Raw genomic sequence first — 13,143 nt, forward strand, 5'->3', positions numbered from 1 at the left:
GAGCAGCGTCGCCGGCAGCCTATTGCCGGCAGCGCAACGGCGGGTCTGCTGCACGAGTAGGTGACAGTCTGACCTGCCCTACGGTTCGGTTACCAGATGGGGTCTGGTGGTTCGGCTTCTCCAGAGAGAAGGTTCGAACCATGCCGAAGCCGTATCCACCGGCGTTCCGCGCCAGGGCGGTCGCGCTCGTGCGGGCAGGCAAGCCCGCCAGCACGGTCTGAACCGCCCCGGGTTCAGTGGAGGCTCGGTTCTTTGGTTTCCAGCGTCGTGGACGCCGTGATCTGACGGTAGTGGGCGGCCTCGTGCTCGCTCGGTGGGATGTCGCCGAGCTCGGTGTGCAGGCGCCGGTTGTTGAACCAGTCGACCCACTCCAGGGTCGCGATCTCGACGTCATCCAGCGTCCGCCAGGGCCCCCGGCGACGGATGAGCTCGGTCTTGAACAGGCCGATGGTGGACTCGGCCAGGGCGTTGTCGTAGGCGTCGCCGACGGTCCCGATCGAGGCCCGCATGCCGAGCGCGGCGAGCCGCTCGGTCAGCGCCAGGCTGACGTATTGCGACCCTGCATCGGTGTGATGGATGAGCCCGGTCAGGTCGGTAACGCCGGCGCGGCCGCGAGACCACACGGCCATCTCCAGGGTGTCGGTGACCAGGTCGGCGCGCATCGTGGTGTCGGCCTTCCAGCCGACGATCATGCGTGAGTAGACGTCGATGATGAACGCGACGTAGCTGAAGCCGGCCCACGTCCGGACGTAGGTGAAGTCCGCGACCCACAGCTGGTTCGGGGCGGTCGCGGTGAACGCGCGGTTGACCAGGTCCCCGGCGCGGCAACCGTCCTTGCCCGGGATCGTGGTGCGCCTGGCCCGGCCGCGGACGGCTCCGTGCAGGTCAGCGGCGCGCATCAAGCGTTCGACCCGGCAGCGCCCGATCGGGTGGCCCAGGCGGTGCAGGTGCTTCCACATCTTGCGCGCCCCGTAGACCCCGTAGTTCCCCGCGTGCTCAGCGGTGATCACCTCGGTCAGCTCGGCGTCGCCGACAGACCGCGCCGAGGCTGGACGTGTCTTGGCCGCGTAGTAGGTGCTCGGGGCGACCTGCAGCTCCCTGCAGATCGGCTCGACCCCGAACTGGCCCTTGTGGCCGTCGATGTACTCCACGATCACCGTTGTGGGCGGTCGAGCTCCGCCGCGAAGAAAGCCGACGCCGACCTCAAGATCGCGTTGGATCGGCGCAGCTCACGGTTCTCCCGCTCGAGCTCGGCCAGCCGCTGCGCGTCCGACGTGCTCGTCCCGGGTCGATCGCCGGCGTCGACCTCGGCCTGGGTGACCCAGTTCCGCAACGTCTCGGGATTGATCCCGAGCTGGTCACCGATCCGGCGCAGCGCCCCGACCCGCGTCGCGGGGTCACGCCGCGCATCGACGGCCATCCTGATCGCTCGCTCCCGAAGCTCCTCCGGGTACTTCCTCGGTGCTGCCATGACTCTCATCCTCCGTGGATTGAGAGCCTCTACGGAAGCCGGGGCGGTTCAGTCGCCGAGCGCCATGTCCCTGGCTGGGATGGGCTGGGTGAACGCGCATGCGGATAGGACGATCGAACTGGCCAGCAGGGCACCAGGAGTGCGCCAGCGAACCTGAGAGGTCATCACAGTCCTTCCTTCTGCGGGCACGATTCAGCGCCTGGCGGCGCCAGCACCTGGGTCGTGCCCGCGAACACCTAGGCTCGGCCAGTCCGACGCCGCAGCGACGTGGCAGCGCCGTCGGACCGGGAAGGGAACGTTGCTACTCGCGCCGGCCCGAGATGGGTTGGGCGTCTCGGCGGGCGGCGCCGAAGATCGCGCCGCGCCGGATCCCGAAGAAGCCGTGGTCCCGCAGCAGCCACAGCACGAGCCATGCTGCGAGTACCAGGTACAGGAAGATGTCCCAGAGCATGATCCGCTCCTCCGGCCATGTGGGCGGGGCCGGAAGTCTCTCCACCCGGTTGACGACCGGGCTCGAGTCGCCGGGACGTGTGCGTCCGTGTTGTCGGCGACCGACTAGCGGGATACTCCCCTCCGGGATTACATGAACCATGATACATGATCCACGGTTCGCGCGTATACCTTGGCCGCAGCGCCTCTCCGGGCAGTACAGCGCGTCCCCGTCGAACCGAACTGAGGCCGCAGCCCTCGGTTAGCAGCAGCGTGCGCTAATCGAACGTTTCCGCTACACCCGTCAGAGCTCAGCCGGCGTGGGTGGTCGACGAGGCGCCCGATGTAGCGGAACTGCGTGCCGGAATCTACGGCGCGATACTTCACGGGTCAGACGAGTTTCGCTACGGTCGGAGAGTGGGACACCTCCTGGGCTACGCGCGCGTGTCGACGACCGACCAGGACGCGTCGCTGCAGATCGACGCGCTGACCAAGGCCGGGTGCTACCGGGTATTCGTCGACACCGGCTCCGGGTCGCTGCAGCACCGACCGGAGCTGGACAAGCTGCTGGACCAGCTGCGCCCCGGAGACACCCTGGTCGTGTGGCGCCTGGACCGCCTCGGCCGGTCGATCCGGCACCTGATCGACCAGCTGCAGGTCCTGGCCGACCGCGGCGTCGGGTTCCGGTCCCTGCAGGAGACGATCGACACCACCTCCCCGGGCGGACGGCTGGTGTTCCACGTCTTCGCGGCCCTGGCCGAGTTCGAGCGCGACCTGATCCGCGAACGCACCAACGCCGGCCTCGCGGCCGCTCGTGCACGGGGCCGCAACGGTGGGCGGCCGTCGGCGTTGTCCGCGGACCAGGTCCGGGCGGCCCGGCGCATGTATGAGCAGAAGGACATGACCGTCGCCCAGATCGGGCAGGTGCTCGGCGTCTCCCGCACCACGATCTACCGGGCCCTGAACCGCCCACCTGCCGCGGCGGCCCCGTCACGACGAGCCACGAGCGCCGTGTAGGCCGGCCGTGGACGCGGACGGGCGCTGGCAGATCCTGCGGTCGCATGTCGAGGACCAGGTCCCGCTCGCCGCGCTGGCCCGTCACCACGGCCTGGGCGTACGCACGCTGGAACGCTGGCATGCCCGCTACCGCGCCGGCGGCCTGCCGGCCCTGGGCCGACTGCCGCGGGCGGACGCGGGCGGACATCACCTGCCACCGGACCTCATCGCCCTGATCGAAGGACTCGGGCTGACCCGACCCCGCCCACCGATCGCCGCGATCCACCGAACGGTCGTGAAGGTCTGCGCCGGCACCGGGTGGCCGGTCCCGTCCTACGGCGTCGTCCGATCGATCATCACCGCCCTGGACCCCGGCATGGTCACCCTCGCCCTCGAGGGACCCGCCTCCTACCGGGACAAGTACGAGCTCGCGCTACGGCGGACCGCTGACCGGCCCAATGCGATGTGGCAGGCCGACCACACCTTGCTGGACATCGTGCTCGTCGGCACGGACGGCAAGCCGGCCCGGCCGTGGCTGACCGTGGTGATGGACGACTGCTCCCGCGCGATCTGCGGCTACACGGTCTTCTTCGGTGCGCCGTCGACGATGTACACCGCCCTGGCGCTACGGCAGGCGATCTGGCCCAAGACCGACCCCCGATGGCCGATGTGCGGCATCCCCGAGGTGCTCTACGTCGACCACGGGTCGGACTTCACCAGCGACCACCTGGCCCGCACCGCCGTCGACCTGCACATTCGAATGATCCACTCCGCCGTCGCCCGACCCCAAGGACGCGGCAAGATCGAGCGCTTCTTCGGCACGGTCAACACCGAGCTGCTCACCACCCTGCCTGGACACCTCCGCAGTGGCGCGGAGCTCTCGCCCGCGCCAGCCCTGTCCTTGGCCGACCTCGACACCGCCGTCGGGGCGTTCGTCCTGGACTACAACGACCGGACCCACAGCGAGCTGGGCGTCTCCCCGCGGGCGGCGTGGATCGCCGACGGGTGGCTGCCACGCCTTCCCGACACCCTCCAGGCACTGGACGGGCTGATGCTGACCGTCGCCCGATCCAGGACCGTGCGCCGCGACGGCATCCACTTCCAGGGCATGCGCTACGTCGCACCGACCCTCGCCGCCTTCGTCGGGCGCCCCGTGCTCATCCGCTACGACCCCAGAGACATCACCGAGATCCGCGTCTTCGACCACGACCAGTTCCTGTGCACCGCCGTCGACCAGGACCACCACGCGCAGCAGATCAGCCTCAAGGACGTCCAAGCAGCCCGCAACACCCGGCGCCGCGCCCTGCGCCGAGGCATCAACGAGCGGATCGCCGTCGTGGCCGCCCACAGCCCCGACGCCCCTGCCAGGCCAGTGCCGCCGCGCGTGCCGACCGTGGCGCGGCTCAAGGTCTACAAGGAGGACCTCAGGTGAGCGAACGCTTCATCGTGACCAAGGAGCACCGCCGCTTCACCGAGTTCGCCGACTCCGTCCGGCGCGGTCGCACCATCGGGCTGTGCTTCGGACCGGCCGGGGTCGGCAAAACCGTCTCCGCACGCCGCTACGCCCACTGGGACCAAGCCCACGAGCTGCTCACCGACTGGGGCCCACGCAGCGACGACGACGCCAAGATCTACGCCGCGCTGGCCAAGAACCGCACCGCCCTGTACACCCCCGGGGTCCTGACCACCCCGCGGCTGCTGCGCGATGACCTGGACCGGATCATCACGCGCACCAGCATCTGCATCCAGCAGCACCTCGAGGTGCCCGGCCGCATCCCCCTGGACCGGTGGGGTACCCGGCGCACCACCAACTACGTCCAGCTCGTCATCGTCGACGAGTCCGAACGCCTCAGTCCCACCGCCCTCGAGCTCCTACGGGACCGCTACGACCGCGACCAGATCGCCCTGGTCCTCATCGGCATGCCCGGACTGGAGAAGCAGTTCAGCCACTACCCCCAGTTCTACAGCCGCGTCGGCTTCGCCCATCAGTACCGGCCCCTGAGCAACGACGAGCTGCTCTTCGTCCTCCAACGCCACTGGCGCACCCTCGGCAAGACGCTCAACCCCGACGACTTCACCGACGCCCAGACCATCGCCGCGATCAGCCGCATCACCCGCGGCAACTTCCGCCTCCTCGAGCGGCTCTTCCCCCAGATCGAACGCGTCCTGAAGATTAACGAGCTGCAGACCATCACTAACGACGTCGTTGAAGCGGCCGCCAGCACCCTCGTCATCGGCGTCAACTAGGAACCGCCTCCGAGCGACGGAAGACCGCCGCCACGTACCGGAGAAAGCCACACGTGTCGCGGGTCGGGCCGGCCGGGCGGCGGGCCGTCCCACTTCCTTGGAACCGGACACGCCGGTGCGCGCCGTCACCGTCACGGCGACGCGCTGCTCGACGCGGGCTACTCCGCGGTCGGGCTCACGGGCGCGGAGGGCTCCCGGACCATCCGGATCCCGCGCTTGCGACGCTCCTGGCCCGGTGCGCGGTGCAGCCCGGGCAGGCTGCCGGCGTAGCGCTCGGAGAGCTTGGCCGTGGCTGCCCGGGTCAGGATCGTCACGCCCTTGGAGTCCGCGTCGGCGGCGAGCGCCGGGCCGAGCAGCGACCGCAGGGCGGCGCCCTGGTTGCTGCCCGGCCGTGCGGCGGTGTGGTCGTCGATGAGCCAACCGCGCCGGGTACGGAGCAGTCCGATGCTCGCGGCGAACCGCCCGCCCTGGGAGTGGATCACGAAGACCTTCAGGCCGGTCGCGACCGAAAGGGCGATCCACCCGCCGTAGAGGAAGACCACGCCCACACACGCGGCGAGCAGGGCGAGGACGACCTTCCCGATGACCGCCAGAACGAGCGCCACACCGACGAACGTGAGCAGCCAGGGGTTGCGCACGACGCTGTACATGACGCCGCGTAGTTGTCGGAGGCACAGCTGCAGCGTGTCGCGAGGCCGCGCGATCCGGACGTCGTCGACGTTCGGCAGGGTGGGGGTGGGCGACAGGATGCGCATGGAGATCAGATGTGCGGCCGGCTCAAGAAGTGGAGGGTCCCGGCGATTGTGGCGCTGCTACGCTCGCCGTCCCTCTCTCCGGTGCCCGCTCGGGCGCAGCGAGCGTAGCAGGACGTTCCAAGGGCTCGGTGGAGCCCTTGTCCGATTCTTGGGACGTTTGTCCGATTCCGCCCCGAGGCGCGGGCGCCCGCCCGCAGCGCGTTCACCCGGCAAGAACGACGTTCATGCAGGTCAGCCGGGGAAAATCGCGGCTGCGGAGCTGCGGGCCAAATTTTCGCCCCCACCCCCCTATGGGGTGTGTGAATCACTCACTCGGCCCCATGGGGAGTGGGGGAGGTGGGGCTCGGGAGACTGTATGTGTATCCCCTAATACGACTTACGATTTCGTCTCCGTTACTCCGTTGGGGGTCCACTTCGGACCAGGTCATGCCCTTTGACCAGCGGTGATGCTCCGAGTGCTCGACGGAGTGCTCTGCGGGGCGGGCTCCCGGTGTCTCCGTGTTGTCCGCAGGGCGCTGTGGGCGTCGCGGCTCCGCCGGCTGGGCGCGTTCCGGCGCGGCGAGGCTGTATGACACGCCGGGGCTGTCTGCCCTTCAACGTCTCCGGCACAGCGGGACGCGTGTCATACACTCGGACGGTCAGGCGTCCTGGATGCGCAGCCTCACCCGATAGGAACTCCATGCCTTCCGTCACGACGAGGATCGACGAGCGATCGCGGCTGCTGCGCGAGCTCCGCGAGGCCGCGGGCAAGGGCTTCACCGGCGCGATCGAGGTGCTGGCCCCGGGGCGCGACATCACCGTCTACCTCGACAACGGCAAGGTCCGGGCGATCCAGAGCGGGCAGTTCGAGCCGCCCGCCACGCAGCTCGCCGAGTGCCTCACCGGACAGCGCGTGCCCGAGGGTGTCAACCCGCTGCAGTTCCTGAGCGAGTCCGGGGTCCTGGGACACAGCGAGGATCCCGAGCTGCGCAAGGTCGAAGCGCTCGACGCCATCGAGGGCTTCATCGCCGACTGGTCCTACGGCCTGCTCGCCTCGGCCCTGACGTGGACCGGCGCGAAGGTCACCCGACGCAAGAAGGTCGAGGTGAGCAGCGGGGTCCGGCTCTTCCCCAAGGACCAGTCGGTGGTCATCCAGGACGTCACCGCCCGCGTCGACCAGCTCATCACCGCATGGGAGGTCGTCTCGCGGGCCCTGGCCGCCCAGGGCTTCCCGCCGCGGGCCGCCTCCCACGGAGCCCCGCTCCTCGTGGCAGAGGTCCCCGGAGACGCCGCCTTCGACGGCACGCGCACCATCGACGAGCTGGCGTACACCACCGGCACCAGTCGCTGCACCATCCTCAGCCGGCTGTCCGAAGCCCTGCTCGCCGGCGGTGCGGCCGTCGAGTTCTCCACCGCCGAGCCGCAGACACTGATGCCCGAGTTCCCCGTTCCGGAGGCGCTCGAGGACCCTGACAACGAGTGGGCGGTCGCCATCGCCGTGCCCGTCGCCCCCGTGCAGTCGGACCTGACCGAGCCGCCGGCCGAGGTCGCTCCGGAACCCGCGGACTCGGCGTTCGACGAGCTCGCTCACCTCGACCTGGAGATCGTCAACCCGGTGGAGCCGTCGCTCCCCGCGGCGGAGCCCACCTGGTACGCCACCTCCCCGGCGCCCGTGCCGGTCCCGGTCGACGCCCCGGCGCCCGCCCCTGTCGCCACGCCGATCGTCCTTCGAGACTGGGTGGAGCAGGCCGGCACCCCGCTCGAGCTCGAGGTCCGCCAGAGCATCCTTGCCGAGGTGACCAAGACGGCGGCGACCACCGCGGCGGACCTGGTCGAGCAGCTCGACGCCGCCGTGGAGGCGTTCAGGCGGGCGAGCGCCAACCTGACCGACGCCCGGTCGCAGGTCGCCATCGCCGAGAACGAGCTCCAGCGCGCCAAGGCCAGCGCCCGTGGAGCGGAGGCGAAGGTCGAGAGCATCCGAGAGCAGGGCCGCGAGGTCCTGGATGGCCTCGCCGCAGCGCAGGCGTCGGAAGAGGCGGCAGCGCGGGTCGAGGCCGACGCCCAGTCCGAGGTCGATCGCGCCAGGGAAGCGCTCCAGCTCCTGGAGCAGCTGCACGCCAGCGCGAAGGCGCAGTCGGCCGCCGCCCGGCGGGCCGCGGCAGAAGCCGACGCTCGCGTCGAGAGCGCCCTCGGCGAGCCGCTGCGCGCGGCCGAGGCCGAGCTCGCCGAGGTCCGGACCCGCGTTGTCGACCCGACCCGCGTGAGGCTGGACGCGCTCCTGGCCGGCGTGGCTGCTGCACAGGCAGGAGTCACCGACGCGGAGGAACGCACGCTGGAGGTGGGCGCCCGCGCCGACAAGTCCATCCACGTGCTCTCCTCCCTCGAGGCGCCCGGGCCCGGGATGGCGCCGTCGCTGTTCACCCGGATGACCGCGGCTCACGAGGCGGTCTCTGGACTGCGGGGAGTGCCGTCAGCAGGCTCTGGCAGTCACCGCGACCAGGTGGCCGGGCCGGTGCCGGCGTTGCCCGCGCCGGCAGGCCCTCAGATTCCGGCGCCGTTCCAGCCCGTCGCTCGCGGGGCCGTCCCGGCGCCCGTCACCGTGGCCGTCCCGGCCGCCGTGCCGACGCCGGCTGCGCCCGCTCTCACGGCCGTCCCGTTCACGCCGGCGCGGTCGCTGGCCTCGGCGGCAGCGCCAGCGGGCGAAGCGGAGCTGACGCACGCTGCGGAGCAGGGGGCCGGCGCCCTGCCGGTTCCGGCGCCCGGGCTGGGTCAGCGTCCGTTCGAGGAGATCATCTCTCCCACCAGTGACCCTGAGCCCTGGGATGGTGCGCCGACGCGTCCCTGGGCTCCCGTGCCCCGGTAGTTCCGGCGCGCGACGAGGGCCCCGGACGCGAACGCCCGGGGCCCTCGTCGCGGTTCAGTCAGCTGCGTGGGTGGGTTGCGGCTGCCGCGCTACCGCTGAGTCCGCCGTGCCGCGAGCGAGCAGGTCCTCGATCTGCGAAGCCAGTCCCTCGACGTCCACCTGCTGCAGGAAGAAGGTCGCCTTCAGCTGCAAAGTGGCGGTGCCATCCTCCAGGACCTGCAGGGCCGAGGTGTTGACCAGGGCCAGCCGTTCGCCGCTCTGGAGGCCGGCGAGGAAGTCGCGAACCTGCGGCTCGGACCCGGCGACCTCCATCGTCACCTCGTAGCTCGCGAGGGCCGCAGACGCCGCAGGCGACGTCGGCAGCTCAGGTTCGCCCTTGCCGCTGGTCGACTCCTCGGTATCGGACGCCGAAGGCAGGTCGGCGCCGGGCGCGGCGGTCGCGATCGCGTCGGGCACCACGGCGGCCGGCGACTCGACCATGGTCGGCAGGCCCACGTTGGTGAGGCGGACGGACGGGATGCCCGACGCCGCCGCGAGGTCTTCGAGCTGGCGCAGCAGTGCCGACTGGTCGATGGTGGACGGCACCCGCTGCCCGAGCTCGCGCAGGCTGTCGACGCGCGGGGCGATGTCGTCGAGCTCGGATCGCAGGGCCGGCAGCTTGCGCCCCATCTCCTGGCTGGACGCGTCCGCCTGCTGGGTCTGCGCGACTAGGCCGGCGTGCTCGGCGAGGGTGGGCGCCAGGAGCCCGAACCAGCCCGCCGTGAGCACGACCAGTGTCGCTCCGGCCGCCGCGAGGGTGCCCTTGTCGCGGGGGATCATCATCAGCCCTGCTCTCCTACCGGGGTCTGCGGTTCCTGGCCCTCGGGCAGCGCGCCTGCGCCGTCGGTCGCGGGGCGGGCCGCGGCAGTCACCGACACGCTGCCGGTGATCGTCTCGCCGGCGCCGGCTCCGGGCACGTACTCGTCGACGAACCAGTCGTCCGATGCGAGCGCGTCCAGCAGGCCCGGGACATCCAGCGGCTGCCCGCTGAACGAGATGCACCCGAGCGGCTGCGCGTCCGTCTCGAAGGGGTTCGTCCTGGCGCACGCGGCGCCGTTCTCGGTGTCGAGGCTCAGCGAGGTGACTACCAGCCGGCCTTCCGCCGCCGTCAGGAAGCGGGCCAGCACCGCGTCGTGGTCGACCGCCAGAGCGGCCTGGGACTCGATCGTGTCCGTCAGCGCCCGCGTCTGGGCTGCGAGGTTGGTCACGGGCGCGTAGACCGCCATGTCGCCGCTCAGCTGCTGCTCCGTCGCCCGGGCTTGCTGCAGCGCGGCCCCGGCCTGCCCGTTGCGCACGACGCCCAGGCCCCATCCGCCCCCGACGAGCACGGCCGCGCCGACGGCCGCTGCGATCGCCGCAGTGCGCACGGATCGCTCCTGGGCGCGGGCGCGGTAGACCTCCGGGAGCAGGTCGACGCGTGGCTCGGAGATCTTCACAGCGGCCTCCGTGCTCGCCTTGCGGGAGTCGGCGCCGCTGTGGCGGCGCAGCAGCTCGCCGAGGTCGATGTTCAGCTTCATCGGGTCAGCCCTCTCAGCGGACGCTCGCGGCGAGCGCGACGGTCAGGTCCTGCTGCGTCGCCTCGGTCGCGGCCCGCAGCTTCTCGGGCGACCGCACCCACGCCCGTCCGTCCAGCACGGCGACCTTGCCGCGCAGCCCGAGCTCGACAGCGAGCCGGACGGCTAGCCCAGGAAGAGCGGACTCACCGCCGGACAGCCACACCCGCCCGAGCGGGACTCCGACGTGGCGCCGGAGCCCCTCCACGGCGCCACGGATCTCGTCCACCAGGGCCTGGGTCCAGCCGGCCAGCGGGATGGAGACGTCCAGATCCCGGTCCCTGAGGGGGTCGTCGGCCTGTGGTGGTCCTGCGAGCTTGAGCCGCTCGGCCTCCTCCCCGTCGATGCCCATGCTGAACGCGATCTCCTGCGTGAGCATCGCGCCCGCCAGCTGGTTCATCGCGTACTCGTAGGCGAACTGGCGGTCCACGATGCCGGTCATCGTGACCGTGGTGGCGCCGAGGTGGATGACGACGTCCGCGGCGTGTGGACCCGAGGACGAAGCCGAGATGAACCTCGATAGAGCGAAGGAGGTGACGTCGACCGATGTCGGGACGATGCCTGCCGCCCAGACCGCCTCGAGGACCGAGTCCAGGGCGACGCGATCGGCGCCCGCGATCGCGACGGTAGCCACGGGAGCCGGCTCGCCCTTCTCGTTCACGCGGTGCTCGACCGCGGCGAGATGGTGGCTCAGGTAGAGGCGTGACCCGTCGTGCGGCATCACCTTGTCTGCGGCTGCGGCCACCACGACGTCCATGTCCTTGCGGGAGGGCAGGTAGACGACGTTCGCCGAGCGCACGGAGACGGCCGGGTAGGAGCCGATCACCAGGGCGGCCCTGCGCCCGTGGAAGCCGCCCTTGCGCCAGAGCTCTCGCAAGGCGGCGCGCAGCGCCGGCTGGTCGTTCACGACGCCGTCCTGCACCACGCCCGGAGTCAGCGGGACGGCGTGGGCGCGTCGCACGGTGTGCGAGCGGCCGGTCCTGGAGGTCTCGACGGCGCGGACGCCCGTCGTGCCGATGTCCAGTCCGACTGTGCTTGGCATGTGGGTCCTCGCGTTGGACGAACGTGTGCGCCGCACCGGGGCGCCTCATCTTCCTGCGCGCCAGTGTGTCATACACTGACGGCGCGCCTGAGTAGGCGCGACGTGGGATTCGGAGCCTTCTGTGACTGACACCTTCGCAGTGCTGGTCGCTCGCGGGATGATGAGCGAGCACCAGGCGCAGCAGGCCCGCAACCTGCCCGGCGGGGACGTGCTCGAACGTGCTGCCGCCGTCACAGGTCACCCCGCAGGGCCGCTGTTCGTCGAGCTGGTGCGCGGAACGACGACGCTGGAGGCCAGCTCCGACCTGATCGCCGAGAGGACGGACCCTGCGGCAGTCGCCCTGCTCTCGCGCGAGCGCGCCGAGACGTGGGGGGTGATCCCGTTGCGGTTCGAAGGCTCGACGCTCGTCATCGCCGCGACGCTCGACACCGCCACGAACCCCGTCAGGGTGCAGGACGTGACGCAGCACTTCACCGGCCAGGCGATCGCATGGCTCGTCGCTCGTGTGCCGGAGGTGCGCGCCAAGATCGCGGCTGCGTACCGCAACGACGGCGAGATCAGCGAGCTCGCCGCGACCGCCGCCGGCGACGGTTCCCGCACCGAGGCGCTCGACGCTCGCGCCCGCATGGTGGAGTTGCACATCGCTCAGGCCATCGACGACCGGGCCTCCGACATCCACTTCGAGCCCGGGATGTTCGAGATGGCGGTCCGGTACCGCATCGACGGCGTCCTAGTCGAGAAGAAGCCGGTCCCAGCGGAAGTGGCGACGGGCGTGGTCGCCTACATCAAGACACGAGCGGAGATCGACCTCGACCGGCGCATCCCGCACGACGGGCAGATGACGTTCCGCCACGGCGCCCGGAACGTCGACATCCGCGTCTCCACGCTGCCGACCCTCCACGGCGAGACGACCGTGCTGCGAATCCTGGACAACTCCACGCGCCTGGACCTCGCCTCGTTCGGGATGAACGACCAGGTCGCCAACCGCTGGCGCGAGGGGTTCAGCCGACCTCACGGCATGGTCCTGGTCACCGGGCCCACCGGGACCGGCAAGTCGACGACCCTGTACGCCACCCTGGCCGAGCTGGCCACGCGCGACCGGAACATCGTCACCGTCGAGAACCCGGTCGAGTACCAGATGCACGGGATCAACCAGGTGCAGATCCACCCGGAGGTCGGGCTGACCTTCGCCAACGCGCTGCGCGCGATCCTGCGGCAGGACCCCGACGTCATCCTCCTGGGCGAGATCCGCGACAAGGAGACGGCCACGGTCGCGATCGAGGCCGCGCTGACCGGTCACCTCGTGCTGTCCACGCTGCACACCAACTCCGCCCCAGACGCGGCCGTGCGCCTGGTCGAGATGGGCGTCGAGCCCTTCCTCGTCGCCTCCGTCCTGGAGTGCGCTCTCGCCCAGCGCCTCGTGCGGCGCCTGTGCGAGGCGTGCCGCCAGCGGATCGAGCCAACAGCGGCCGATCTCGAGGCCGCGGGCTTCGAGGTGCCCGCCGGTACCCCCACCACCTTCTACGCCGCCCACCCGGACGGGTGCGCGCGGTGCTCGCGCGGCTACCAGGGCCGGGTCGCCGTGTTCGAGGCCGTCCAGATGACCGCCGCCCTGGAGCAGTTCGTCGTCTCCGGCGCGGTCTCCAGCACCGGTGCCAAGGCCGCCGCCGAGGCCGATGGCCTGACCACCATGCGCCAGGACGGCTGGCTCAAGGTCGCCCAGGGGCTGACCACCGTGGCCGAGATCCTGCGCGTCACCGCCTGAGAGG

Annotated in this window: 11 protein-coding genes and 1 other annotated feature; of the genes, 5 read left to right on the plus strand and 6 right to left on the minus strand. The window is 71.0% G+C overall.

All coding sequences use genetic code 11. The annotated features are described in order from the left end of the window. Positions 1-233: 233 nt before the first annotated feature. Together HNR08_RS16610 and HNR08_RS16615 are read right to left on the minus strand one after the other, a co-directional pair. A protein-coding gene (locus tag HNR08_RS16610; protein WP_246803297.1) for an IS3 family transposase occupies positions 234-1,471 on the minus strand; the annotation gives its coding sequence in 2 pieces (ribosomal slippage) (positions 234-1,192 and positions 1,192-1,471; 1,239 coding nt in all). Continuing rightward, positions 1,080-1,193: a sequence feature (AL1L pseudoknot), on the minus strand. Its footprint overlaps the gene before it by 114 nt. Positions 1,472-1,772: 301 nt before the next feature. After that, complete coding sequence (locus HNR08_RS16615) at positions 1,773-1,922, minus strand: hypothetical protein (RefSeq protein WP_183835128.1); 150 nt, start codon at positions 1,920-1,922, stop codon at positions 1,773-1,775. A 395-nt stretch (positions 1,923-2,317) separates the two neighbouring features. Between HNR08_RS16615 and HNR08_RS16620 the strand changes: the two genes are divergently transcribed. Genes HNR08_RS16620 through HNR08_RS16630 form a run of 3 tightly spaced genes read left to right on the plus strand, consistent with a single transcriptional unit; the run spans position 2,318 to position 5,143 of the window. Further along, the gene (locus tag HNR08_RS16620; protein WP_146837986.1) at positions 2,318-2,917 is read left to right on the plus strand and encodes a recombinase family protein; all 600 of its coding nucleotides are present in this window, start codon (positions 2,318-2,320) and stop codon (positions 2,915-2,917) included. Between the two features lie 7 nt (positions 2,918-2,924). Next, positions 2,925-4,328 carry a Mu transposase C-terminal domain-containing protein gene (locus tag HNR08_RS16625; RefSeq protein ID WP_146837988.1) on the plus strand — a complete coding sequence of 468 codons (1,404 nt, stop codon included), beginning with the start codon at positions 2,925-2,927 and terminating at the stop codon, positions 4,326-4,328. Then, positions 4,325-5,143 (plus strand): AAA family ATPase, encoded by an 819-nt coding sequence (locus tag HNR08_RS16630; RefSeq protein ID WP_146837990.1) that lies wholly within the window; start codon positions 4,325-4,327, stop codon positions 5,141-5,143. The genes HNR08_RS16625 and HNR08_RS16630 overlap by 4 nt, the downstream gene beginning before the upstream one ends. 158 nt (positions 5,144-5,301) lie before the next feature. Here the strand turns inward: HNR08_RS16630 and HNR08_RS16635 are convergent, their stop codons facing one another. Beyond that, a complete protein-coding gene (locus tag HNR08_RS16635) occupies positions 5,302-5,898 on the minus strand; it encodes an FHIPEP family type III secretion protein (RefSeq protein ID WP_146837992.1) in 597 nt (198 codons plus the stop codon). A 679-nt stretch (positions 5,899-6,577) separates the two neighbouring features. Here HNR08_RS16635 and HNR08_RS16640 point away from each other — a divergent pair. After that, complete coding sequence (locus tag HNR08_RS16640; RefSeq protein WP_146837994.1) at positions 6,578-8,740, plus strand: hypothetical protein; 2,163 nt, start codon at positions 6,578-6,580, stop codon at positions 8,738-8,740. A gap of 54 nt (positions 8,741-8,794) precedes the next feature. Here HNR08_RS16640 and HNR08_RS16645 read toward each other — a convergent pair whose 3' ends face one another. The 3 genes from HNR08_RS16645 to pilM are packed head-to-tail and all read right to left on the minus strand — an operon-like array spanning position 8,795 to position 11,374. After that, positions 8,795-9,562: a hypothetical protein gene (locus tag HNR08_RS16645; RefSeq protein ID WP_183835130.1), complete on the minus strand. Its 768-nt coding sequence runs from the start codon at positions 9,560-9,562 to the stop codon at positions 8,795-8,797. Then, complete coding sequence (locus tag HNR08_RS16650; RefSeq protein WP_146837998.1) at positions 9,562-10,296, minus strand: hypothetical protein; 735 nt, start codon at positions 10,294-10,296, stop codon at positions 9,562-9,564. The genes HNR08_RS16645 and HNR08_RS16650 overlap by 1 nt, the downstream gene beginning before the upstream one ends. Positions 10,297-10,309: 13 nt before the next feature. After that, the gene (gene pilM, locus HNR08_RS16655; protein WP_146838000.1) at positions 10,310-11,374 is read right to left on the minus strand and encodes a pilus assembly protein PilM; all 1,065 of its coding nucleotides are present in this window, start codon (positions 11,372-11,374) and stop codon (positions 10,310-10,312) included. A 121-nt stretch (positions 11,375-11,495) separates the two neighbouring features. Here pilM and HNR08_RS16660 point away from each other — a divergent pair, with 121 nt between their 5' ends. Next, entirely contained in the window at positions 11,496-13,139 is a 1,644-nt protein-coding gene (locus HNR08_RS16660; protein ID WP_146838002.1) for a GspE/PulE family protein, read from the plus strand. Positions 13,140-13,143 lie beyond the last annotated feature (4 nt).

Source organism: Cellulomonas hominis (genome assembly GCF_014201095.1).
Taxonomy (GTDB): Bacteria; Actinomycetota; Actinomycetes; order Actinomycetales; family Cellulomonadaceae; genus Cellulomonas; species Cellulomonas hominis.

Excerpts from the sequence above, each read along its gene's own strand:
- HNR08_RS16635 (WP_146837992.1), bottom strand. The coding sequence starts at position 5,898 with ATGCGCATCCTGTCGCCCACCCCCACCCTGCCGAACGTCGACGACGTC.
- HNR08_RS16640 (WP_146837994.1), top strand. The coding sequence starts at position 6,578 with ATGCCTTCCGTCACGACGAGGATCGACGAGCGATCGCGGCTGCTGCGC.
- HNR08_RS16645 (WP_183835130.1), bottom strand. The coding sequence starts at position 9,562 with ATGATGATCCCCCGCGACAAGGGCACCCTCGCGGCGGCCGGAGCGACA.
- HNR08_RS16615 (WP_183835128.1), bottom strand. The coding sequence starts at position 1,922 with ATGCTCTGGGACATCTTCCTGTACCTGGTACTCGCAGCATGGCTCGTG.
- HNR08_RS16650 (WP_146837998.1), bottom strand. The coding sequence starts at position 10,296 with ATGAAGCTGAACATCGACCTCGGCGAGCTGCTGCGCCGCCACAGCGGC.
- pilM (WP_146838000.1), bottom strand. The coding sequence starts at position 11,374 with ATGCCAAGCACAGTCGGACTGGACATCGGCACGACGGGCGTCCGCGCC.